The sequence below is a fragment of the Rhodococcus sp. PvR044 genome (assembly GCF_040548995.1).
In the GTDB taxonomy this organism is placed as follows: domain Bacteria; phylum Actinomycetota; class Actinomycetes; order Mycobacteriales; family Mycobacteriaceae; genus Rhodococcus_G; species Rhodococcus_G oryzae.
Window position 1 is genome coordinate 346,671 of the sequence record NZ_JBEPSX010000004.1, and the last position, 22,928, is coordinate 369,598.

Sequence of the window (22,928 nt, forward strand, 5' to 3'; positions counted from 1 at the left end):
ACTGGAGGTCCACATGCAGGTCGCGCGTCCGCGTCGGTCGATTCTTGCCGTTCCCGGCAGCAGCAGGAAGATGATCGACAAGGCCAAGGGATTGCCGGCCGACGAGATCTTCCTCGATCTCGAGGACGCCGTCGCACCGATCGCCAAGGCACAGGCCAGGGCCGAGATCGTCGATGCGCTGAACTCCGACGGATGGGGTGAGCAGATCCGGGTCGTCCGGGTCAACGACTGGACCACCGAGTGGACCCACGCCGACGTCATCGAGGTGGTCTCCGGCGCAGGTGCCCGGATCGACGCCATCCTGTTGCCGAAGGTGACCGACGCGAGTCACGTGCAGGCACTCGATCTGCTGCTCACCCAGGTCGAGCGGGCCAATGGGCTCGAGGTGGGCCGGATCGGCATCGAGGCGCAGATCGAGAACGCGATCGGCCTGACCAACATCAACGCCATCGCGACCGCCAGCCCGCGGGTGCAGACGCTGGTCTTCGGGCCCGCCGACTTCATGGCGAGCATCAACATGCGCACCCTTGTCGTCGGCGAGCAGCCGGAGGGTTACGAGCCGGGCGACGCCTACCACCACATCCTGATGACGATCCTGATGGCGGCGCGGGCGCACGGGCTCGAGGCGATCGACGGGCCGTACCTGCAGATCCGCGACGTCGAGGCCTTCCGGCGCGCCGCCGGGCGGACCGCGGCGCTCGGTTTCGACGGCAAGTGGGTGCTCCACCCCGGCCAGATCGATGCGGCCAACGAGGTTTTCAGCCCGCGTCAGGCCGACTACGACCACGCCGAGATGATCCTCGACGCGTACGAGTTCCACACCTCGGCGGCGGGCGGCGGGCGCGGCGCCGCGATGCTCGGTGACGAGATGATCGACGAGGCGAGCGCCAAGATGGCGCTGGTCGTCGCGGGCAAGGGGCGCGCGGCAGGCATGGTGCGGACCACACGGTTCGACCCGAACTCTCAGTAAGATGGACATCGACGAGAGTGCAGTTCTCACGAGCTGAATCACCGATGAGGGAGCACAGACGATGACCAATCCGCTCGCACAGCCGAATCGGACCGGACGCGGCGGGCCGCTGCCGACCCCTCCCACCGGTTGGCCGATCGGTTCGTACCCGACCTATGCCGAGGCGCAGCGCGCCGTCGATCACCTGTCGGACCAGGCCTTCCCGGTCGAGGACGTCACCATCGTCGGCGTGGACCTGATGCAGGTCGAGCGCGTTCTCGGACGGCTCACCTGGGCGAAAGTGATTGGTGGCGGAATCGTTTCGGGAGCCTGGTTGGGTGTGTTCCTTGGCCTGCTGCTCGGACTCTTCACCGACAGCCTCCTCGGCCCGCTGGTCGCGGGCATCATCGGCGGCATCATCTTCGGATTGATCTCCACCACCATCCCGTACGCCGCCACGCGTGGTCAGCGTGATTTCGCGTCCACCATGCAGTTGGTGGCCGGCCGCTACGACGTGCTGTGCGAGCCGAAGACCGCCGAGCGGGCGCGGGATCTGCTCGCCAAGCTGGCCATCTGACGGTTCCCGCCGCACCAGGGGTCTCCACACGGGTGACTCACGGCGAAGTCATGGCCTCGACCACCGCAGCGGTGGTGTCGGCAACCACCTCATTGTTCCCCTGTGCATCCTCCTGATTGGTCAGGCTGTCGGTGAGGATAGCGAGAACCAGGGGGTTGCCGTCCCGGTCCCAGGCGACGCCTGCGTCGTTGACGGTCCCGAACCGGCCTGCGCCGGATTTTGCCGCAGCGGTCCACCCGTCCGGCAGACCGGCGCGAATTCGCTTGTCCGACGTCTTGCTCGCCCGCATCCAGTCGACGAGTTGCGCGCGTTCGGGAGATCCGAGCGCGTCCCCCAGGAGCAGTGCCTGGTAGCCGTCCGCGAGTTCTTTCGGTGTGGAGGTGTCCCGCGGGTCCCCGCGGAGCGCGCTGTTCAGTTCGGTCTCCCACCGGTCCAGGCGGGTGCTCTCGTCTCCGATCTCGCGGGCGAGTGAGGTGATCGCGGGCGGCCCGCCGATCTCCTCGAGTAGATAGTTTCCTGCCGTGTTGTCACTCCGGGTCAGCGCCGCTTCGGCAATCTGCCGCAGTGTCATCGGGGTGCCGACGGCGGCCGCGGTGACGGGTGAATTCTCCACGAGGTCACCGGGTTCGACCAGGACCGGTTTGTCGAGTGACGATGTGCCCGCCCGCGTCCGGCGGAGTACCTCGGCGGCCGCGTACGTCTTGAACGTCGAACACAGGGCGAATCGTTCGTCGCCCCGATGCTGGTAGATCTGGCCGGTCGCGGGATCGATTGCGGTGACCCCGATTCGCGTGGAGTAGCGGGCCTCCAGCGCGTCGAGTTTCGTGTCGAGTGAGGGCAGTTCCGGTGTCACGGCCACCGAAGTGTCCTGGACGGTCTGATCCGCGGCGGCCGTGCACGCGCCAAGAAGCAGCGGAAGAGTGAGAGCGAGGGTGCGGGCACCGTGATGTCCGATGCTGCCCCGCTTCGATTTCGGATGAACTCGATTTCTGGTCATGACCCCAATGTCGGGGTCGGCGCCGCCGTGCGCAAAGACGGTCACAGCGTCGAGACGAGTCGAGAATGCTATCTCGCCAGTTCAGGAGGCAATTCTGTGTGGAGCAATTCGTCGCGCGCCCCTGACGCCCCCTGATCGGCTGATTCAATGGTGGCCATGGATCTGGTCCGCCATTTGAATTTCTTTGTCGCAGTTGCGGAAGAGGGGCATTTCGGAAATGCCGCGGCACGATTGGGAATGACACAACCGCCGTTGTCGCAGGGCCTGCGGCGTCTCGAACAGAGGCTGGGCACCGAGCTCGTCCACCGCAGCGCTCGTGGCGTCGGGCTCACGGACGCTGGGCGACAGTTGCTTCCGCGAGCACGGCTCCTGGTCTCCGACGCTGCCAGATTCGAGGACGAGGCTCGGCGCATCACGGGCGGACATGACGCAGCGGTGAGATGGGGTGTCACGCACTCGCTTGGCGACGACGTGGTGGTGCGGTGTGTCCGCGCGCTCCGCGACGCCGACAAGGCAAGGCCCACCAGGGTCGTCACCACCACTGCGACCACCACCGAACTGGTGGAGAGCGTCCGAACAGGGAGTCTCGACGTCGCTGTGGTCGAACACCCGGCGCTGCTCACGGGTCTCGATAGTGGGCCCGTACTGAAGATTCGGCGTTGGGTGGTCGTGCCGGACGACAATCCGGCCGCGATCGCGAAGAAGGCGCAGGTCCGGATGCTTCGGGGACTGACGTTGTCGACAGGTCCACGATCGGACAATCCCCCCGCTCACGACCTGTTCGTGGACATGTGGCGGGCCCGTGGCCTTGACCCGGACGTGGTCGTCTCGACGGGGCCGCGAGACCTGCTCGCCCGCGTGGCGGCCGGTGGCACTTTCGGGGTGACGACGACTCCGCCGACAACGATGCCCGGCGTGTCCTGGGTCGACATGGTGCGAGAGGAACTTGCGCTGCGCCTTCGTATCGTCTGGCGGGCGGGTGCCGATCTCGCGCTGTCGGCAGGCGCACTGGACCGGGTGCTCCTCAAGGCGGGACGATGAGCACGACCGCGGAGAAGCGGATCCGCGACGTGTTCGCCGACGCCGGCTGCACCGGCTGGCTTCACGCCAGGCGCATCGGAACGCGGCGAGCGGACGACGACGAAGACGCCGTCTCGGTCGGTGCCGACGAACTCGTCGTGACGGCGTCCGTCTACAAACTCCCACTCTTGGTTGCCCTGTGCAGGGCTTTCGACGTGGGGTCCCTCTCCCCGACAGCGACGGTACGTATCAATCCCGCGGACTGCACGCCGGGGCCGACCGGGGTGTCGACCTTCCGGGACCCGGTGGTGATGAGTTGGCGCGATCTGGCCCTGTCGATGATGACGGTGTCCGATAACGCCGCCGCGGACCTCATCCTCGGACGAGTGGGACTCGACGGCATCGATCGGGTGCTCGCCGAACTCGGACTGCTCCGCACGCGAATCGTCGGCGGCACAGCGGATATCCATCGGACCATGCTCGAGGAGGCGAATTCGCACACGACGAGGGAAGCGTTCGAGGTACTCGCCGACAATGACGAGGCGTGGGCGGGCTCCGCCTACGATCCGGCGTTCACGAGCGCGACGACCCCGAGAGAGATGACGTCGCTACTCGACGCGATCTGGACCGACGGTGTGGTGTCTGCGGATCAGGGTCAGTTCATCCGGGAGGTCATGGCGGGACAGATCTGGCCGCATCGAATCCGCTCGGGATTTCCCTATGCGGGGGTGACCGTGGCGGGGAAGACCGGGACGATCGGGGCCATCCGCAACGAGGTGGCAGTCGTGGGTTTCCCTGGCGAGACTCCGGTTGCCGTAGCCATTTTCACACGGGCGGCGCGCGCCGATCCTGTGCTGCCCGTGGTCGACCGGGCGATCGGACGGGCCGCTCACATCGCGGTGACCGAACTTCGTTCCGGCCGCATCGCGTGAGTGCGCGGTGCCGAGGGTTTCGTGGTGCGATGTCCTACCCTTGGTGCGGCGACGGAAGTCTTTCGGCGGTAGGGGAGTGCAATGTCAGCGGGGCTCGAGGCCAGGCGAGAACGATTGTCCCGCAGGGCCCTGAGCCGCGCGACGCTCGACCGTCAGCACCTGCTGCGCCGCACGAGCGGCACCGCGCTCGAGTTGGTCGGCCACCTGTTCGGCCTGCAGGCGCAGGCGCCGATGGCGCCGTACTTCGCGTTGTGGGCTCGGCTCAAGGGATTTCGGCCCGCCGACCTGTCCGCGCCGATCGAGAACCGGGACGTCGTACGGATCGCCCTGATGCGCGGCACGGTGCACGCCGTCACCGCGGCCGATGCCCTCTCGCTGCGGCCGTGGGTGCGGCCCATCATGGACGCGGACCTGCGAACGAACACCCAGCACAAGGCCGCCCTCGTCGGGATGGACCTCGCGGCGCTGACGGACTGGAGTCGGGCGACCCTCGAGGGCACCCCGCTGAGCCTGGCCGACCTTCGGCCGCTGCTGGCCGAGCGTTGGCCGGACCGCGACCCGGTGGCCCTCGCACATGCGGTCCGGGCCCTGCTCCCGCTCGTGCAGGTGCCCCCGCGGGGGATCTGGGGCAGGTCCGGTCAGCCGGTCTGCACCACCCTGGAGCGGTGGACGGACACGCCACTGTCCGAACCGATTCCGGACGAGATCATCCTGCGTTACCTGGCGGCCTACGGCCCGGCGTCGGCGGCGGACGCACAGGCCTGGTCCGGCCTGACCAGGCTGGGGGAGGTGTTCGACCGACTTCGCCCGAGGTTGCGGGTGTTCGTCGACGAGGACGGTGCCGAACTGTTCGATCTGCCCGACGCCCCGCGGCCTGACCCGGCAGGAAGCCTGCCGCCACGGATCCTCGCGCCCTACGACAGCGTCCTGCTGGGCCACGCGAACCGGAGTCGGGTGATCGCCGACGAGCACCGCAAGGTGGTGTTCACCGTGAACGGGATCATCAAGCCGACGGTCCTGGTGGGCGGCCAGGTTGCCGGGTTCGTCACGGTCACCGCCAAGAAGCGTTCGGCGGCAGTCGAGATCGCGACATTCGCCCCGGTCGCGAAGGGCGCCACGTCGGCGCTCGAGGCCGAGGCGCAGCGGTTGCTGACGTTCGCGCACCCCGACGCCGACGATCACGACATCCGGTTCACCGACGCGCGGTAGCCGCCTCCGCCATCGACGACTCGCCCGCTGCGGGAAGGTCGTTGCCCGCTTCCGCCGCCGCCGTACCCCGCGAGATCCGCCGCGCGAGCGCGTGGGCCGCGCCAACGAACAGCCCGACGATCGCGCCCCAGACCGCCGACACGAGCGCGCCGCCGACGAGCGAGGCCAGGTAGGCGCCCGGTCCCTCCTGCAGCACGAAGCTCAGGTACACCGTGCGGATCAGGTTGCCTGCGAGGACGCCGGTCACGGTGGCGCCAAGGCCCGCCAAGAAGGCGCGCCCGACCCCGCCGCCGGGGTGCCTGCGCGCCGAGTCGGTCAGCCGCATCCAGACGACGGCGAGCATCACCAGTGCCGCGGCGCAATCGACGAGCCAGTTGGTGGTGGTCGTCTCGCCCAGCGGGAACAACCGCAGCGCCGGGATGCCGAAGGGCAGCCCGATCGCGCTCGGGACGAGCAGCTCCGGGATCCGGGTGAGCACGGCGCCCGTGATCGACCAGACCCCGAACAGGACCGAGATCGCCGCAAGCGTCGCGACAGCCGGCCACGGGGCGCGGAAACCGGCATCGACCTGCGGATTCACCGAAACAGCAGCGCTGGCGTCAGACATGCCGCAACATTAACGGGATCGAATGGACCAAGCGTCCAGAATCATGCAGAAAGTTGGGTGTGAGTCCTGTGCGGCGAACCAGAGTGGTGTCCCTCGTTGCGGCCGGTGCGCTCGTCCTCGCCGGTGGTGTCGGCGCGGTGCTGCGATCAGATCCGGCGCCTGCCGAGTCGTACCTCACCGACGGCCAGGGACGTTCGCTCGTCCTCCGCGGATTCAACACGGCATCCAGCGCGAAGAGCACCCCCGACGGCATGCCGGAGTTCACCGAGGCCGACCTCGAGCGGGAACACACCGACATGGGCACCAACTTCGTCCGGTTCCTGATCTCCTGGCGCTCGGTGGAGCCGGAGCCCGGCGTCTACAGCCAGGAATACCTGGACCGGGTGGAGGACCGCATCGACTGGTACGCGGACCGCGGCTATCACGTCATGCTCGATATGCACCAGGACACCTGGGGGGCCGCGATCACCCCGGGCGGCAAGGCCGGCAACGGTGCCCCCGCGTGGGCCACGTACATGGACGGGTTGCCGGTCGGATCGCACGACATGTGGGAGCAGTACTACCTCGACGCAGGCGTGATCCGCGCCTTCGACAACTTCTGGAACACCACCGGAGCGCACCCCGAACTCTCCGAGCACTACGCGAATGCGTGGCGGGCGGTGGCCGAGCGATTCGCCGACCATCCCGCCGTCGTCGCCTACGACCTGATGAACGAGCCCTACGGCGGCACCCTGCAGGGCCCCGTCTTCGAGTCAGGGCCGCTCACGTCGCTCTACCAGAAGTCGGCGGACGCGATCCGCACCGTCGACCAGGACAGCTGGGTCTGTGTGGCGCCGCAGGCGATGGGCAACAACTGGGGCACCCCGAGCGGCCTCGGCGCGATCACCGACAGCCGCGAGGGCGACGCGCGGATCGCCTACTGCCCCCACATCTATCCGCTGCCGATGGACCTCGGTGGGGGCTACGAGGGCACCTCCCGCGACCTGGTCGACGCGACCGTCGCCTCCTGGCGTGACAACACCGTGCGCACCGCGGCCGCCCTCGGCGACGCCCCGATCATCCTGGGGGAGTTCGGGCTCGACACCACGCTCCCCGGTGCGCTCGACTACGTGGACCGGATCTACGCCACGGCGGCGGAGATCGGTGCGGGCGTGAGCTACTGGTCGCGCGATCCGGGTCCGTGGGGTCCGTACGGGGAGGACGGCACCGCCCGCAACCTCGTCACCGCACTCGACACGCCGTACCCGCGCGCGGTCGCGGGCACGCCGATCTCGTGGGAGGCGTCCGCGGACCGGCTCCAGCTGACCTTCCGGCCCGACCGCGACATCTCGGCGCCCACCGAGATCTACCTGCCGCAGCGCGGCTTCCCCGCGGGCGTGGCGGTCGACGGCGGCGAGGTGCTGGCCTGGGATCAGCAATCCCGGCTGCTCACCCTCCGGCAGCCGCAGGCGGACGAGGACGTCACCGTGACGCTCACCCCGGCGCCCTGATCGGTGCCTGACGGGCGTGGGGTGTTAGATGAACGGGTGAGTGACAGCGTCATCGCCTCCGTCCGTGCGCACCTCACCGAGCGGATCGGTGGGCCCGCGCCCTCCGCCGCCTCCGTAACCTTCCTCGGGCTGGAACCGCTGGAGGTACTCCGCTTTCCCGCCGACTCCGACGACCTGGTCCGGTACGTCTCGCTCGGCTGTTCGCGGCATCCGATGGGTGATCCGAGCGACGCCATCGCGGACCCGGTGCGCGGGCCACGCGCGGAGCTGATGCTGACCCTGCGCGGCGGCGTCGGCGTCGCCTCGGGCGTGCACAAGACGCTGGCGATCCTGGCCGCCGCGCCCGCGGTGGAGGGCGTGGTCCTCACGGTCGACGGCCTGCTCGACGTGGGCGAGCCGCTGTGGAAGGGCGCCCCGTTCACCGCGGTGCTGCTGGGGGAGAGCGACGTCGAGGACCTCGAGCTGCCCGAGCCGGCCGATCCGGTGCGCTTCCTCGCCGCGGTGCCGATCACCGGGACCGAGGCCGCCTGGGTGCGGCTGCGCGGAGCCGCGGCGCTGCGGGAGGCGTGGGCGGAGGCAGGGATCGACGTGCGCGACCCGGCGCGCGGGGCGGCCTCGCTCTAGTCAGAGCCAGTTGTTGCGGCGGAACGTGACGAACAGGCCGGCGCACGCGATCACGATCACCGCGACAACACCGTAATAGCCGTAGCTCCAGCGCAGCTCCGGCATGTGGTCGAAGTTCATCCCGTAGATGCCCGCGATCATCGTCGGCACCGCGGCGATCGCGACCCAGGCCGAGATCTTGCGCATGTCGGTGTTCTGCTGCACGGCCACCTTGGCCAGGGCGGCCTCGACGAGGGTGCTGAGCACCTCGTCGAACTCGGCGATCCGCTCGGCGACGATGGTGTGGTGGTCCTGCACGTCGCGTAGGTAGCGCCTGACCTCCTTCGGCACCCCGGTGGTGGTGTCCTGGCTCAGCCGCTGCAGGGGACTGGCGAGCGGGTTCACAGACTTGCGTAGCTCGACGATCTCCCTCTTGAGTAGGTAGATCTGCTCGATCGGGACCCGGGTGCGGGGGCTGAAGACCTCCTCCTCCATGAGATCGACGTCCTTCTCGACGGATTCGGTGACTGCGAGGTACTGATCCACCACGTGGTCGGCGATCGCGTGCAACACGGCCGACGGACCCAGCGCGAGCCGACCGGGGTTGGCCTCCATCAGCGCCCGGACACCGGCCAGGCCGGAGTGTTCGCCGTGCCGCACGGTGACCACGAAGTCGGCGCCGAGGAAGATCATGATCTCGCCGGTCTCGACCACCTCGTTGGCCGTGGTGATCGACTCGTGCTCAACGTAATTCACGGTCCTCAGTACCAGGAAGAGCACATCGTCGTATAGCTCGAGCTTGGGCCGCTGGTGGGCATGCACGGCGTCCTCGACTGTCAGCTCGTGCAAGCCGAAAACCTCTGCGACACTGCCCATCTGATATTCGTCGGGGGCGTGCAAGCCCACCCAGGCGAAGCCCTTGCCGCGGGCGCGGACCTCGGCGAGGGCGGCGGAGTGGGTGAACTTCCCCGGCAGTCGCTCGCCGTCGATGTACACGGCGCAGTCCACGATGGCCCTTGCGGTCGGGACGGGGATCCGTGCCGGGGTGATGCCGGGCGACCTGCGGGTCGGGCGTAGCGACGGCATGGACGGCACAGCAGCCACTCCCTCTCGAGCCCGGCGATGATCTGGGGTCAATCCTAGCCCCGGTGGAATCGGGCGGACGCTGAGCTGCGAGGTGTCGAACCGCTTCCCACAGCCTGAGACAATGGCTCGGTGCGCATCGACCTCCACACTCACACAACTGCCTCGGACGGGACGGACAGCCCCGCTGACCTGGTGCGGCACGCCGCGGACGCCGGGCTCGACGTGGTGGCCCTGACGGACCACGACACCACCGCCGGCTGGGCGGAGGCCGCCGCCGCGCTGCCGGCCGGGCTGAGCCTGGTCCGTGGCATGGAGATGTCGTGCGAGGGCCGCGGCGAGGACGGCAGGCCGGTCGCGGTTCACCTGCTCGCCTACCTCTTCGACCCGACGAACGCGGCCTTCGCCGCGGAACGTGGACGGCTGCGATCCGAGCGGACGTCGCGGCTGCGGGCGATGGCCGAGCGGATGGCACTCGACGGCCTGCCGGTGGACCCGGACGAGGTGATGGCTGCGGCGGGGCCCGCGGCCGGTCGCCCGCACCTGGCGCGGGCGCTGGTGGCGGCGGGGGTGGTCGGATCCGTCGACGAGGCGTTCGGTGACCTGCTCAAGACCGGTGGCCGCTACTACGTGCACAAGGCGGATACGCCGCTGCCCGAGGCGGTGCGGATGGTGTCCGACGCGGGCGGGGTGAGTGTGATCGCGCACGGGCGGGCCGCGAGCCGCGGCCGCCTGCTCGCGATGGAGCAGATCGGCGAACTCGTGGCGGACGGTCTCGCAGGGGTGGAGATCGACCATCACGACCACCTGCCCGCGGATCGGGAGATCCTCGCCGGGATCGCCCGCGAACACGGACTCATCGTGACCGGGTCCTCGGATTATCACGGCGTCAACAAGGCGGTGAAGCTCGGCGAATTTCTCACCGCGCCCAGCGAGTTCGAACGGATCGTGGCCAGGGCCACCGGCATCGACGTGATCTCGGCATGAGGGAGGAGTGCTGATGTCCTTCGACACGACCCTGTACATGACGGCCGTGATCACTCTCTTCGTGATCATGGACCCGCCGGGCGCCATCCCCGTCTTCCTGTCCCTGGTCGGCCGCAAGAGCAAGGAGGCGCGCAACCGGGCCGCATGGCAGGCGCCCGCGGTCTCGCTTGCCGTCATCACGGTGTTCGCGATCGGCGGCCAGGCGATCCTCAACTACCTGCACATCGGGATCCCCGCGCTGCAGGGCGCGGGCGGCCTGCTGCTGTTGCTGATCGCGTTGGAGCTGTTGACCGGCCGGGACGCGAATCAGCCGAAGGGCAATGAGGACGTCAACGTCGCGCTGGTGCCGCTCGGGACGCCGCTGATGGCGGGGCCCGGCGCGATCGCCGCGGTGATCGTCTTCGTGAACCAGGCCGAGGGGCATTCGGGTGCCCCGCTGGCCGTGGGGTTGGCGATTCTGACGATTCACCTCATCCTGTTCGTGGTGCTGCGGTTCTCCACGGTGCTGATCCGGCTGCTGGGCGTGAGCGGAATCTCGCTGCTGGCCAGGATCGCCGGACTCCTGCTGGCCGCGATCGCGGTGCAGCTCATTGCGGACTCGGTCCGCGGATTCATCGCAGGTGGGTAGGGACGTGTCGGTCGACGAGTACGAGGACCACGCAGAGAGCAGCGGGGGAGTCGCCCGCGGACTGCGGGCGCTGAGCGGTGCCATGGCGGCGGGCGTTGTGGTGCTGGCGGTGGTCGTCCTCGGCACGTCGTATCTCGGCGGCCAGCGCGGGTTCCCGGGGCCGGGGAAGGTCTCGGTCGGCGCGCACATCGTCGCGGTCGTGTTGGTGTTGCTGGCGCAGCGGGTGGCCGATCACCGGCGGGGTGTCACGGCCGTCTTCGGCTCGGTGGGCGTGTTCTTGGTCACAGGCCTGTTGCTGTGGACCCAGTGGTGGCGTTAGCTCACCAAAAAAGCTACTCACCGGTGAGATTTGCGTGCGGTGAGGCCGCGGTGGCACACTTGTTGCACTTCGCGCCGGTGCTACCCCCCGGTAACGGAGCGAGAGTCGGATTCACCAGCGGCAGATTTCGCGCCCGGGCTCACCCCGCCTGGCGCCTTCGCGCTTCCGAGTTGAGTGCAGCGGCCCGTAGACCAATCGGGAATTGATCGTGCACCCTCGGTTAGCCTCACCCCCATCTCGACCAAAAACCTGCGGCTGCGTCGATTTCCACCTCGGCGCTGCTACTTCCCAGTAACCCGCCCCCGAGTGGGAGCGGCATGAGTAGGAGTGCAATCGTGTCTCTTGTGTCTGAAGCAACCACACCGAAAAAGGTTGAGCTGACCGACGAAGAGATCTTCGCGGGCCATGTCGGCGGCAAGCTCTCTGTCGAGACGACCGCCCCCCTCGATTCTCAGCGCGCCCTGTCGATCGCATACACGCCCGGTGTGGCACAGGTCAGCCGCGCGATCGCGGCGGACGAGACGCTCGCGGACCGCTACACGTGGACCAGCCGTCTCGTCGTCGTCGTGAGCGACGGCACCGCGGTGCTCGGACTGGGCGACATCGGACCGCGCGCCTCGCTGCCGGTGATGGAGGGCAAGTCCGCGCTGTTCAAGCAATTCGCGGGCCTGAACTCGATCCCGCTGGTGCTCGACACCAAGGACCCCGACGAGATCGTCGAGACCCTCATCCGGCTCCGCCCGAGCTTCGGCGCCGTGAACCTCGAGGACATCTCGGCCCCGCGCTGTTTCGAGATCGAGAAGCGGGTCATCGAGGCCCTCGACTGCCCCGTCATGCACGACGACCAGCACGGCACCGCCATCGTCGCGCTCGCCGCGCTCAAGGGCGCGGTCAAGGTCCAGGACCGTGACATCACCGCGCTGCGCGTGGTGATCTCCGGTGCGGGCGCGGCAGGCGTCGCCTGCGCGAACATCCTGCTCGCGGCCGGCATCGCCGACGTCACCGTCCTCGACTCCAAGGGCATCGTGTCCAGCGACCGCGGCGACCTGAACGAGATCAAGGCCGACCTCGCCGCCCGCACCAACCCGGCAGGCCGCACCGGCGGCATCGTCGAGGCGCTCGACGGCGCCGACGTGTTCCTCGGCGTGTCCGCGGGCACCGTGCCGGAGGAGATCATCGCGACGATGGCCCCCGAGGCGATCATCTTCGCGATGTCCAACCCGGACCCGGAGATCCACCCGGACATCGCACGCAAGCACGCCGCGATCGTCGCGACCGGCCGCAGCGACTTCCCGAACCAGATCAACAATGTGCTCGCCTTCCCCGGCGTGTTCAAGGGCGCGCTCGACGCAGGCGCCCGCCGCATCACCGAGGGCATGAAGCTCGCCGCGGCGGAGGCGATCCTGTCCGTCGTCGCCGACGAGCTGGCCGTCGACAAGATCGTGCCGAGCCCGCTCGATCCGCGGGTCGCCCCCGCGGTCGCCGAGGCCGTCGCGGCCGCGGCCAAGGCCGAGGGCGTCGCCCAGGCCTGAGCCTCCAGCCCAGAGCTCGAGGGGCCCCGTCGTGCGGTTGACACCGCACGATGGGGCCCCTTCGCGTTCGGGGTGTCCGGTCTTGCCGGACGCGGGCTCAGCTCAGCGTCGGCGTGCGGCGCAGCCTCCCGGTGCCGGGTACCGAGGCCCACACCGCGACCGCGAGGATGCCGTCGAGGATCAGGGCCAGCGCCGCGACGAGGATCGCACCCACCAGGACGCGGGCATAGTCACCGAGCGCCAAGCCGTCGAACATGTACCGCCCCAGTCCGCCCAGATTGACATAGGCGGCGACCGTGGCCGTGGCGATGACCTGCAGCGTCGCATTGCGCAGCCCGCCGACGATCAGCGGCAGCGCGTTCGGGACCTCCACCCGGCCGAGCACCTGTGCCCTGGTCATCCCCATCGCCCGCGCGGCGTCGACCACGACAGGGTCGACGTTCGCGACGCCCGCATAGGTGCCTGCCAGGATCGGCGGGATGCCGAGCAGGACCAGCGCGATGATCGGCGGGATCAGGCCGAGCCCGAGGAGCAGCACCAGGAACGTCAGGATGCCGAGGGTCGGTAGCGAGCGGAGCGAGTTGACCAGACCGACCAGGATGGCGTCGCCCTTGCGGAAGTGCCCGATGAGCAGGCCCAGTGGGATCGCGATGGCCGCGGAGACGGCCACCGCGAGCAGGCTGTACCAGAGGTGTTCGACGATGCGGGCGCCGATGCCGGTTGGGCCGGACCAGTTCGACGGGTCGGCGATGAAGTCGAAGGCGGAGCCGAAGAGGTTCATGCGGGGCCCTCCGTCGCGCGCAGGACCGCGGCCGGCTCCTCGGCCTTGCGGCTGCGGGCGGTCCTGGTCCAGGGCGTCAGCACGCGACCCGCGAGGTAGAGCAGGCCGTCGATCACCAACGCCAGGAAGACGATCGCGATGATCCCCGCCAGGATCTGGTCCGGGTAGTCGCGCTGGTAGCCCTTGGTGAACAGTTCACCTAGTCCGCCGATGCCGATCAGCGAGCCGACCGACACCAGCGAGATGTTGGTGACGGCGACGACCCGGATGCTGGAGATCAGGACCGGGACGGCAAGCGGCAGTTCGACGGTCAGCGCGCGGCGCAGCGGGGTGAAGCCCATCGCGGTGGCCGAGTCGATCACCGACTCTGGCACCGAGTCGAGCGCCTCGGGCACCGCGCGCACCAGCAGCGCGGTCGAGTAGATCGACAGCGCGATCACCACGTTCATCTCGTCGAGGATGTTCAGCCCGAGCAGGGGCGGGATGGTGACGAACAGCGCGAGCGAGGGGATCGTGAACGCGAGCGAGGCGAGCGTCATGGTGGTCTTGCGCAGCCACGGGACATTTCGGATGGCGATGCCGGCGGGCACCGCGATCACCAGCCCGATCAGCAGCGGCAGCAGCGCCAGGTAGAGGTGCGTCTTCGCGAGGTCGACAACCTGCGAGAAGTTGTCGATCAACCAGCGCATCAGCCGGCCGTCTCGCCGTTGAAGAAGTGCCGGTTCCTGGCCCGGTCCTCGGCCTGTCGCTGGTCCGCGAGCTTGCGGATCACCTCGGATCCGTTGACCCCGCCCACCACCGAGCCGGATTCGTCCACCACGACGCCGATTCCGGACGGCGACGAGATCGCAGCGTCCAGCGCCTGCCGCAGGTCCCCGCCCCGCGTGAACAACGAACCGCCCGCGGATGTGCTCTCGGCCAGTGTGTTGCCTGCCCGGATGCCCTCGACGCCGGTGACGTCGATCCAGCCGCGCGGCGCGCCGTCCTCGGTGACCACGAGCACCCACTCGCCCTGGTCGAGGCGAAGCGCGGCGAGCTCGGACTCGACGGCGGTGCGGATCTCGTGTACCGGCACCTCGTCGGCGGGTCGGAACGACAGCCCGCGGTACCCGCGATCGCGTCCCACGAAGTCGGCGACGAAATCCGTTGCGGGGGAAGCGAGCACGGTCTGCGGATCGGCGTATTGCTGGAGCCTGCCGTGCGGGCCGAACACCGCGACGCGGTCGCCGAGCCGGACCGCCTCGTCGATGTCGTGGGTGACGAACACGATGGTCTTGCGCAGTTCGGCCTGCAGGCGCTGCATCTCGGCCTGTAGGTCCTCGCGGACCACCGGATCGACCGCGCTGAACGGCTCGTCCATCAGCAGGATCGGCGGGTCGGCCGCCAGCGCCCTTGCGACGCCGACGCGCTGCTGCTGGCCGCCGGAGAGCTGGGACGGGTAGCGGGTGGCCAGTGCGGGGTCGAGCCCGACCCGCTCGAGCACCTCGAGCGCGGCCTTGCGGGCCGCGCGCCGCGAATCGCCGCGCAGCACAGGCACGGTGGCCACGTTGTCGACCACGGTCCGGTGCGGCAACAGGCCCGCGCTCTGGATCACGTAGCCGATGCCGAGGCGGAGCTTGACCGCGTCCGTGCGGGTGACGTCCTGGCCGTTCACGATCACCTTGCCGGAGGTGGGCGTGATCATCCTGTTGATCATCCGCATGGACGTGGTCTTACCGCAGCCCGACGGCCCGACGAACACGGTGAAGGACTCGGGCTCGATGACCAGGTCGAGATCGTCGACAGCGGTGGTGCCGTCCGGATAGCGCTTGGTGACCGACTCGAAAGAGATCAAGGCCTGCCGCCTACGACACCGGCTTGTCGAGCCCCTTGGCCGACACCCACTCGGTGGCGGCGGCGTCCGGTTCGGTCTTCGAGTCGCCGGAGACCGAGGTGTTCAGTGCGATGAGCTCGTCGGTGGTCAGCTTGGCCGACACCGCATTCAGGACCGCTGCCAGCTTCTCGGACTGCTTGTCGGCGCGCAGCACCGGCACCACGTTCTGCGCCGGGAAGTTGTACTTCGGGTCCTGGAGGACCACGAAGTTGTTCTTGGCGATGGCAGGCGAGGTGGTGAAGATGTTCGCCGCGGTGACCTGGCCGGAGGAGAGGGCGGCCACCGTGGCCGGTCCGCCGCCGTCCGCGATCGGCACGAAGTTCTGCGGGCTGATGACGAGGCCGTAGTCGGCCTCGAGTCCGGGCAGCCCTCCCGCGCGCTCCTGGAACTCGGCGGGTGCGCCGAACTTCACCTCGGCGGAGTGCGGCGCCAGATCCGCGATCGAGGTCAGCTGCCACTTGTCGGCGGTCTCGCGGGTGACAACCACCGCGTCCTTGTCCTCACCTGGCGCGGGCGTGGTGATCGCCAGGTCGGGGCCGAGCGCCGCGGGCAGGGCCGCGTCCACCTCGGCGGCGCTGGTCGCGGTCGTGTCCTTGTCGAGGTACTGCAGCAGATTGCCGGTGTAGTCCGGGATCACGTCGATGGACCCGTCCTTGACCGCGGGGATGTAGGTCTCCCGGCTGCCGATGTTCAGCTTGGTCTGCACGTCGAAGCCGTTGGCACGCAGTGCCTCCGCGTAGATGTTCGCCACGGTCTCGGACTCGGGGAAGTTCGCCGACCCCACGATGATCGCGTTCGGGTCCGAGCTGGTGCCTCCGCTGCTGCTGAGCGGGTCGGAGTCACCGCCGCAGCCGGCGAGGGCAAGGGAGGTGACCGCCGCGACGACGGCGAAGGGGAGCAGGCGTGGACCCTGCGGAATGCCCATCGAGCGCAGGCGTGGAGCCTGCGGAATGCCCATCGAGCGCAGGCGTGGAGCCTGCGGAATGCCCATCGAGCGCAGGCGGGCGGAGCGGAGAGCTGAGAACCTCATGGCGTCCTTCCATCGGTTCCGGCGGTAGCACCCGTCCCCTTCGGACTGGTTGCTGCGGCGTCGACAAGCCGGATCTCTCGGCCGCTCGAGATGGTGCTGGCCACCGAGTGTAACGATAGGGAGGACATTCGCTGGGTGAGGAGAGGGAGCGTGGCGCGCCATGACGGCTCGGTGGAGGAAGGCCGCGATGACAGCGATGTCCGCGGCCGTTGTGTGCGCGCTCGCCGGATGCACGGTGGACAATTCCCGGCTCGACCAGACGCAGGCACCGGCGGCGATCACCGTCGGATCCGGGGAGAGCGCGGAGTCACAGGTCGTCGCGGAGATCTACGCGGGGATCCTGCGTGGCACCGGATCCCCTGTCGAGGTGGGTTCACCGGAGACCAGGGCGGAGTACGTGGAGGGACTCGGGGCGGCGGACATCACGCTGGTGCCGGACTTCACCGGGCAGCTCCTGCACTACTTCCAGCCGGACTCGGCGCTCACCGATCCCGATGAGGTCTTCGAGGAGCTGAACAGGTCTCTGCCGGAGGGGCTCTCGGTCTCCGACTACAGCGAGGCGGAGCTGGAGGCCGATGATTCGGCACCCGCGGAGAACGTGGTGCCCCTCATGCGCAACGGCGTGCTCACCGAGGATCAGGTCAAGGCGCTCAACGTCGTTGCGGGCGAGCTGACCTCGGACGACCTGGCGTCGATGGCGGAGCGGGTTCGCGTAGGCGAGCTCACCCCCGAGCAGGCCGCGGACGAATGGCGGGCGGCTCGCTGAGAGGATCCCCTGCACGTAGTGAGCTGCCGCGGAAGCGGATCCGGCAACCAGGCGGATCGGCTCTGTCGGTGATCGGTGGGCAATGAGGCCGCCCGAATCGCGTCTGTAATGTCGAACCCCGATGCAGCAGAGCACACAAAGCAGGCGGGGGCCAATGCCGAGGATTGCCGAGTTACCGACCAAGCTGATCGCAGGGCTGGCGCTGGCCTTGATCGGCCTTTCGATTGCCGCACCACCTGTCCAAGCGCAGGCGAGCTCCGAGTCGGCTCCGCAGTATGCGCCGACCATGCTCATTCTCGACGCGTCCGGATCCATGCAACGTCCCGATCCGGCGGGCACGATGATGGACGCCGCGAAGAACGCCGTCCGCACCTTTGTCGGCGCCGCGCCTGCCGAATCGAAGGTAGGACTGACGGTGTACGGCACCGGCACAGGCAACACCGAGGCGGACAAGTCCGCAGGATGTCGTGACGTGCAGGTGCTGCACAAGCCCGACACCCTTGACCGTGCCGCGTTGACCAATGCGGTCGACGGAATCAAGGCCAGCGGGTGGACGCCGATGGGCACCGCAATGCGCCAGGCGGCCGCCGCCCTCCCGGACTCGGGACCGCGCTCGATCGTGCTCGTCTCCGATGGCGACGACACCTGTTCCCCACCGGATCCGTGTGAGGTCGCCAGGGAGTTGAAACAGCGAGGCGTCGACCTGGTGATGCACGCGATCGGCTTCGCGGTGGACGGAAAGGCCCGCGCCCAGCTCACCTGCATGGCGCAGGCCACCGGCGGCACCTACACCGACGCCGCCGACGGACCCGCGCTGGAGCGGACGCTGCCACGGGTAACGGCCGCTGCGCTGCGCAACTACACGGCGGCCGGGACACCGATCGCCGGAACGCCCACGTACGAGACCGCCCCGGTGGCGAAGCCCGGTCAATACCTCGACACCATGGGCCAGAAGGAGACGCGCTACTACGCGGTCGATGTTCCCGACGGGGCCACCGCCTATTTCAGCGGCACGATCTCCTTTCCCCGCCTGCCCGACATCTCGAGCACCGAGGACATGAATGTTCTCAACCTGCGGGTTTACGGCAGGGACGGCCGAGACTGCAACGAGTTCGTGTTCGAACAGGTGACGAGTTCGAGCGATGGCGCGGCACTGACGGTGGCCGAGACCTTCGACGGGGCGACCGAGAAGCGCGCGGACGACGGCAGCGGTGCCGACAAGTGCAGGGGCGGCGGGCGTTACTACTTCGCGCCGACCTGGGCCACGGTGTCCCACGGTGTGCCGGAACGGCTGCCGATCGAACTGCTCATCGGCATCGAGCCCGCCGCAACCGATCCCGGGCCGATCGCCGTGGCTCCGCCGATCGCCTCTACCGAGCAGGCCGGTCCGGGTACCCCGGTCGTCGGCGGCGGGTCCTTCAATGTGGCCACCGAGCTCGACGGCAGTGGTCGGTACACCGACACCCTGCAGCCCGGCGAGTTCGTGTTTTACCGGGTTCCGCTGGATTGGGGGCAGGGGCTCGCGTATCGGGTGCACTACGGGGAGAACGGCGGCCGAGGCGTGGAGAACATCTCCAACATCCAGACCGCCGTGTACTCCCCGGTCCGCGAGGAGATCGACCTGGATACCGGGTCGTACACCGGCACCGACCGGATGCTGCCGTCGAACGGGGCATTCGCCACGGTGCCGATCCGCTACAACAACCGCACATCCGATGTCCTGGACACCCGCAAGGAAGCCGTGGCCGGGTCGTATTACATCGCGGTCAAGGTGGGCTCGACTGCGGCGGAGGGCGAGAAGCGTCCGGTGCCGATCCGGCTGGACCTGACTGTCGGGGGGAAGGTTGAGGAGGGTCCCTCGTATTCGTCCGGGGTTGCGAACGGGATCTTCGGCGAGAACGCGACGACGCAGGCTGTGAACGCCCCGCCCACCGGCGGTCCTGCTGCCGACACCGTGGTGGTCGAGGCGGCGGGCGGGGCAGGCACCTCGGACTCGAGTTCGTCGACCGCCGTGATCGCCGTGGCGGTGGCCGGAGTCGTGTTGTGCGGCACGCTCATCGGCTGGGTCGCCGTGCGCAGGCGCCGAAGGTAGACGGCTGGCGGCGGTGACGCACGAACGGGCGGTTACCGGGTTCGCGTCTCGGCAATCGTCCCGGTAACCACCCGTTCGATGCGTGAGCTAGACCCTGGTGCGTTCGAGCGCCTCGCGTAGGAAGCCGCCGAGCTCGCGCACGGCGTCGTTGGCCTCCCGCAGGATCGACGCCTGCAGATGCGCGACGTGCCACAGCTTCGGGTACTCGGTGAACCGAACCGTGACGTCGGCGGCGCGCAGCTTGCCCACCAGTTCCACCACCTGTGGGTACAGCACCTCGGAGGTGCCGACGTGCACGATGGTCGGCGGCAGGCCTTCCATGTCGGCATGCAGCGGCGCGAAGCCCGGGTCGGTCGGGTCGCCCCCGTCGAGGTACGCCTCGGCCGCGACGAACGACCACGCCGTGTTGACCACGAGATCGCGATCCTTCGGGGCGTCGCGGGCGCCGGGGTCGACCCAGGGCGCGATCAATCCGAGGGCCGCCGGGTGCACGTCGTGCGCGTCGATCAGGCGCCGCGCGGTGGCCAGCGACAGTCCGCCGCCCGCCGAATCCCCTGCGATGGCAACCTGATCGGCGGTGTACCCGTGCTCGACCAGCAGCTCGAGGTACGCGTCGACCGCGTCCTCCAGCCCGGCCGGGTACGGATTCTCCGGGGCGAGACGGTAGTCGAGCAGGTACACCGCGGATTCGGACTCCCGTGCCAGGTACGCGGCGAGCGACCGGTGGGTGGCGAGCGATCCGAGGGTGTAGCCGCCGCCGTGCAGGTACAGCACGGCGGTGCGGCGCTCGCTGGCGCCGACCGTGATGCGCTCGGCCCTGCGGCCAGCCAGGGTCAGCTCGCGCACGACGGTGTCGCGCGGGAGCCGCTGCAGCGGGGATCCGGCGTCGAGCAGCGCGCGCGCCGCGGGTACCGGCATCTTCGCGTGCAGGGCCACCCGGTAGAACGCGCCGAGGTTCGCGGCGACCAGCGGTCGGGGCAGGAACACCACTGGGCTACTTCCCCTTCGGCATCACGCGGCCGGCGATCTCGGCCACCACACGCTGGTAGCTCGAGCCGACCAGGCGGACCCAGGCATCGAGGAACTTGGCGTCGGCGCCGATCAGCACCCGCGCCTTGCCCTTCTGCACGCCGTTCACGATGACCTTCGCGGCCTGCTCGGGCGTGGTGCGCGCGAGCTTCTTGTCGAAGAACTCGGAGAAGGCGGCGAGATCTTCCCCTGGCCCGGCGGTCGCGTTGCGGGCGATGGCGGTCTTGATGCCGCCGGGGTGCACACAGGTCACCTTGACCGGGTGCTTGGCGATCAGCATCTCCTGCCGCAGGGACTCGGTGAAGCCGCGAACCGCGAACTTCGCGGAGTTGTATGCGGACTGGCCGGGCATCGAGAGCAGGCCGAACAGGCTGGAGACGTTCACCACGTGACCGTCGCCGGAGGCGAGCAGGTGCGGCAGGAATGCCTTGGTGCCGTTGACGACTCCCCAGAAGTCCACGTCCATGATCTTCTCGATGTCCTTGAACTCGGACTTCTCGAACTCGCCGTGGTACGCGATACCCGCGTTGTTGTAGATCTGGTTGACCTTGCCGAAGTGAGCCGCGATCGTCTCGGCGTACTGCAGCACGGCCTCGCGCTGGGTCACGTCCAGGTGATCGGACCTGACCTCGGCGCCGAGCGCCTCGGCCTGGCGAACGGTCTCGGCCAGTCCGACGCTGTCGAAGTCGGAGAGGGCGAGCCGCGCACCCTTCTTGGCCAGGTTCAGCGCGAGCGCGCGACCGATGCCGGATCCCGCTCCGGTGATGACGACGACCTTGCCTGCGAAATCGCTCACTGTGCAACAACCTTCTCATCGTCGTCGGCGATGCCGACAGTGGATGCCGTCCCGCGTTCGATTTCGGCGGCGATCTCGTCGCCGGTGATCGCGGGCAGATCCTTGGTGGCCACGCTGCGGTACGCGGCGAGGTCGAACTTCTTTGTCGTGTTGCGGAACTGGAAGGTGAAGCCCGGCCACAGCGTGGTGTTGTTGCCGTGCTTGTCGAGGTACCAGCTGGCACAGCCGCCGTTGTTCCAGACGCTGCGCGCGAGCTTGTCCTGCAGGTCCTTGTTGTAGGCGTCCTGCACGTCCTGGCGGACCTCGATGGTCCCGATGCCGTTGCGCTCGATGGTGTTGATTGCGTCGATGACGTAGTTGAGCTGCGACTCGATCATGAAGACCATCGAGGTGTGGCCAAGGCCGGTGTTCGGGCCGACGAGGAAGAACATGTTGGGGAAGTTGGCGATCGCCGATCCCTTGTAGCCCTGCTGTCCGCTGGCCTCGAAGACCTCCGCGGCGGAACGGCCGTCCTTGCCGATGATCCCGGCGAAGGTGGGGGAGTCGGTCACGTGGAAGCCGGTGGCCACCACGATCGCGTCGACCTCGCGGGTGGCGCCGTTGCGGTCGACGATCCCGTTGGCCGTGACCTCCGCGATGCCGTCGGTGACCAGGTCGACGTTCGGCTGGGTCAGCGCGGGGTAGTAGTTGTTGGAGATCAGCATGCGCTTGCAGCCGATCTGGAAGTTCGGGGTGACCTTCTCGCGCAGGTCCCGGTCCTTGATCTGCATGCGCAGGTGGCGCTCGGCCGCGAACTGCAGCGGCTTCATGAAGATCGGGGCCTTGGCCAGGCCGACGACCTGGGTCTCGCGCATCCAGTAGATACCGGTGCGGGAGAGCTTCTGGAACCCGGGCACGTACTTGAACGCGAGCTTCTCGAGAGTGGTGTACTCGCGGTCCGCGCGGGGCAGGACCCACGGCGCGGTGCGCTGGTACACGTCGAGCCGGCCGGCCTTCGCGGCGAGCTGGGGGACGATCTGGATGGCGGAGGCGCCGGTGCCGATCACGGCGATGCGCTTGCCCGTCAGATCGGCGTCGTGGTTCCAGCGGGCGGAGTGGAAGATCTCGCCCTCGAAGCCGTCGATGCCCTTGATGTCCGGCAGCGACGGCTCGCACAGCGCGCCGACGGCGGTGATCACGATCTTGGCGGTGAACGAGCCCTGCGAGGTCTGCACCTCCCAGCGTGCGCTGACGTCGTTCCAGCGCGCCTCCTGGACGTCGCAGTCGAAGACGTGCTTGTCGAGCACGTTGTACTTGCGCGCGACGGAGCTGATGTAGTTCTGGATCTCCTGCTGCTTGGAGAACGACCGGGTCCAGGTCGGGTTCAGCGCGAATGAGTACGAGTACAGATGCGACGGGACGTCGCAGGCCGCGCCGGGGTAGGTGTTGTCGCGCCAGGTACCGCCCACCTCGCTGCCGCGCTCGAGGACCACGAAGTCCCGCTTGCCCTCTTGAACCAGCTTGATCGCGGCGCCCAGGCCCGCGAAGCCACTGCCGATGATCAGCGTGTCGACGTGTCGCGGAGCTCCACCCGGCTTCACGGCGGTATCTGTAACTGAAAGACTCATGTACCACACAGTAGGGGCTTG

The 22,928-nt window shown here is 68.6% G+C and carries 23 protein-coding genes and 1 riboswitch; of the genes, 13 read left to right on the top strand and 10 right to left on the bottom strand.

Translation table 11 applies throughout. The features are described from left to right. Positions 1–13: 13 nt before the first annotated feature. A complete protein-coding gene (locus ABIC28_RS12565) occupies positions 14–970 on the top strand; it encodes an HpcH/HpaI aldolase/citrate lyase family protein (RefSeq protein ID WP_077042430.1) in 957 nt (318 codons plus the stop codon). A 61-nt stretch (positions 971–1,031) separates the two neighbouring features. Further along, positions 1,032–1,526 (top strand): YflT domain-containing protein, encoded by a 495-nt coding sequence (locus ABIC28_RS12570; protein WP_077042429.1) that lies wholly within the window; start codon positions 1,032–1,034, stop codon positions 1,524–1,526. Positions 1,527–1,563: 37 nt separating this feature from the next. Here the strand turns inward: ABIC28_RS12570 and bla are convergent, their stop codons facing one another. Then, a complete protein-coding gene (gene bla / locus ABIC28_RS12575) occupies positions 1,564–2,523 on the bottom strand; it encodes a class A beta-lactamase (RefSeq protein ID WP_209927200.1) in 960 nt (319 codons plus the stop codon). A 147-nt stretch (positions 2,524–2,670) separates the two neighbouring features. Between bla and ABIC28_RS12580 the strand changes: the two genes are divergently transcribed. The 3 genes from ABIC28_RS12580 (at position 2,671) to ABIC28_RS12590 (ending at position 5,684) form a co-directional block, all read left to right on the top strand. Next, positions 2,671–3,564 carry a LysR family transcriptional regulator gene (locus tag ABIC28_RS12580; protein WP_354579109.1) on the top strand — a complete coding sequence of 298 codons (894 nt, stop codon included), beginning with the start codon at positions 2,671–2,673 and terminating at the stop codon, positions 3,562–3,564. Further along, the gene (locus tag ABIC28_RS12585; protein WP_097212506.1) at positions 3,561–4,475 is read left to right on the top strand and encodes a serine hydrolase; all 915 of its coding nucleotides are present in this window, start codon (positions 3,561–3,563) and stop codon (positions 4,473–4,475) included. The genes ABIC28_RS12580 and ABIC28_RS12585 overlap by 4 nt, the downstream gene beginning before the upstream one ends. Before the next feature lie 81 nt (positions 4,476–4,556). Further along, a complete protein-coding gene (locus ABIC28_RS12590; protein WP_097212505.1) occupies positions 4,557–5,684 on the top strand; it encodes a winged helix DNA-binding domain-containing protein in 1,128 nt (375 codons plus the stop codon). Here ABIC28_RS12590 and ABIC28_RS12595 read toward each other — a convergent pair. Then, the gene (locus ABIC28_RS12595; protein WP_097212504.1) at positions 5,668–6,291 is read right to left on the bottom strand and encodes a hypothetical protein; all 624 of its coding nucleotides are present in this window, start codon (positions 6,289–6,291) and stop codon (positions 5,668–5,670) included. The two genes, ABIC28_RS12590 and ABIC28_RS12595, sit on opposite strands and share 17 nt — an antisense overlap. 83 nt (positions 6,292–6,374) lie before the next feature. Here ABIC28_RS12595 and ABIC28_RS12600 point away from each other — a divergent pair, with 83 nt between their 5' ends. After that, positions 6,375–7,781 (top strand): cellulase family glycosylhydrolase, encoded by a 1,407-nt coding sequence (locus ABIC28_RS12600; protein WP_257017538.1) that lies wholly within the window; start codon positions 6,375–6,377, stop codon positions 7,779–7,781. Positions 7,782–7,817: 36 nt separating this feature from the next. After that, on the top strand, positions 7,818–8,405 hold the full coding sequence (locus ABIC28_RS12605; protein WP_097212503.1) for a suppressor of fused domain protein: 588 nt from the start codon (positions 7,818–7,820) through the stop codon (positions 8,403–8,405). Here ABIC28_RS12605 and corA read toward each other — a convergent pair whose 3' ends face one another. Next, positions 8,406–9,479: a magnesium/cobalt transporter CorA gene (gene corA / locus ABIC28_RS12610; RefSeq protein ID WP_097212502.1), complete on the bottom strand. Its 1,074-nt coding sequence runs from the start codon at positions 9,477–9,479 to the stop codon at positions 8,406–8,408. Between the two features lie 120 nt (positions 9,480–9,599). On the opposite strand from corA, the gene ABIC28_RS12615 reads away from it, so the two are divergent. From ABIC28_RS12615 to ABIC28_RS12630, 4 genes are all read left to right on the top strand, one after another. Further along, positions 9,600–10,454, top strand: coding sequence for a PHP domain-containing protein (locus tag ABIC28_RS12615; protein WP_097212501.1), 855 nt, complete (start codon positions 9,600–9,602; stop codon positions 10,452–10,454). A gap of 13 nt (positions 10,455–10,467) precedes the next feature. After that, the gene (locus tag ABIC28_RS12620) at positions 10,468–11,082 is read left to right on the top strand and encodes a MarC family protein (RefSeq protein ID WP_077042423.1); all 615 of its coding nucleotides are present in this window, start codon (positions 10,468–10,470) and stop codon (positions 11,080–11,082) included. 4 nt (positions 11,083–11,086) lie between these two features. Further along, on the top strand, positions 11,087–11,401 hold the full coding sequence (locus ABIC28_RS12625; protein WP_257017537.1) for a hypothetical protein: 315 nt from the start codon (positions 11,087–11,089) through the stop codon (positions 11,399–11,401). Between the two features lie 335 nt (positions 11,402–11,736). Further along, positions 11,737–12,933, top strand: a complete 1,197-nt coding sequence (locus tag ABIC28_RS12630) for an NAD(P)-dependent malic enzyme (RefSeq protein ID WP_097212500.1) — start codon at positions 11,737–11,739, stop codon at positions 12,931–12,933. A 97-nt stretch (positions 12,934–13,030) separates the two neighbouring features. On the opposite strand, the gene ABIC28_RS12635 is transcribed toward ABIC28_RS12630, so the two are convergent. From ABIC28_RS12635 to ABIC28_RS12650, 4 genes are read right to left on the bottom strand one after another with little or no spacing between them, the layout of a single operon-like run. Continuing rightward, positions 13,031–13,714: an ABC transporter permease gene (locus ABIC28_RS12635; RefSeq protein WP_097212499.1), complete on the bottom strand. Its 684-nt coding sequence runs from the start codon at positions 13,712–13,714 to the stop codon at positions 13,031–13,033. Further along, positions 13,711–14,403 carry an ABC transporter permease gene (locus ABIC28_RS12640; protein ID WP_097212498.1) on the bottom strand — a complete coding sequence of 231 codons (693 nt, stop codon included), beginning with the start codon at positions 14,401–14,403 and terminating at the stop codon, positions 13,711–13,713. Before ABIC28_RS12640 ends, ABIC28_RS12635 begins: the two co-directional genes overlap by 4 nt. Next, positions 14,403–15,548 (bottom strand): ABC transporter ATP-binding protein, encoded by a 1,146-nt coding sequence (locus tag ABIC28_RS12645; RefSeq protein WP_097212497.1) that lies wholly within the window; start codon positions 15,546–15,548, stop codon positions 14,403–14,405. Before ABIC28_RS12645 ends, ABIC28_RS12640 begins: the two co-directional genes overlap by 1 nt. Positions 15,549–15,558: 10 nt before the next feature. Continuing rightward, positions 15,559–16,512 (bottom strand): ABC transporter substrate-binding protein, encoded by a 954-nt coding sequence (locus ABIC28_RS12650; protein WP_097212496.1) that lies wholly within the window; start codon positions 16,510–16,512, stop codon positions 15,559–15,561. 111 nt (positions 16,513–16,623) lie between these two features. Then, positions 16,624–16,714: riboswitch (SAM riboswitch) on the bottom strand. A gap of 90 nt (positions 16,715–16,804) precedes the next feature. On the opposite strand from ABIC28_RS12650, the gene ABIC28_RS12655 reads away from it, so the two are divergent. Together ABIC28_RS12655 and ABIC28_RS12660 are read left to right on the top strand one after the other, a co-directional pair. Continuing rightward, positions 16,805–17,383, top strand: a complete 579-nt coding sequence (locus tag ABIC28_RS12655) for a glycine betaine ABC transporter substrate-binding protein (RefSeq protein ID WP_108168840.1) — start codon at positions 16,805–16,807, stop codon at positions 17,381–17,383. A 154-nt stretch (positions 17,384–17,537) separates the two neighbouring features. Continuing rightward, positions 17,538–19,475, top strand: a complete 1,938-nt coding sequence (locus ABIC28_RS12660) for a vWA domain-containing protein (protein ID WP_209927196.1) — start codon at positions 17,538–17,540, stop codon at positions 19,473–19,475. Positions 19,476–19,562: 87 nt separating this feature from the next. Here the strand turns inward: ABIC28_RS12660 and ABIC28_RS12665 are convergent, their stop codons facing one another. Genes ABIC28_RS12665 through ABIC28_RS12675 form a run of 3 tightly spaced genes read right to left on the bottom strand, consistent with a single transcriptional unit; the run spans position 19,563 to position 22,907 of the window. Beyond that, complete coding sequence (locus ABIC28_RS12665) at positions 19,563–20,462, bottom strand: alpha/beta hydrolase (protein ID WP_374102892.1); 900 nt, start codon at positions 20,460–20,462, stop codon at positions 19,563–19,565. A 7-nt stretch (positions 20,463–20,469) separates the two neighbouring features. Further along, a complete protein-coding gene (locus ABIC28_RS12670) occupies positions 20,470–21,300 on the bottom strand; it encodes an SDR family NAD(P)-dependent oxidoreductase (RefSeq protein ID WP_354579117.1) in 831 nt (276 codons plus the stop codon). Beyond that, positions 21,297–22,907, bottom strand: coding sequence for a flavin-containing monooxygenase (locus ABIC28_RS12675; protein WP_354579119.1), 1,611 nt, complete (start codon positions 22,905–22,907; stop codon positions 21,297–21,299). Before ABIC28_RS12675 ends, ABIC28_RS12670 begins: the two co-directional genes overlap by 4 nt. Between the last annotated feature and the right edge of the window lie 21 nt (positions 22,908–22,928).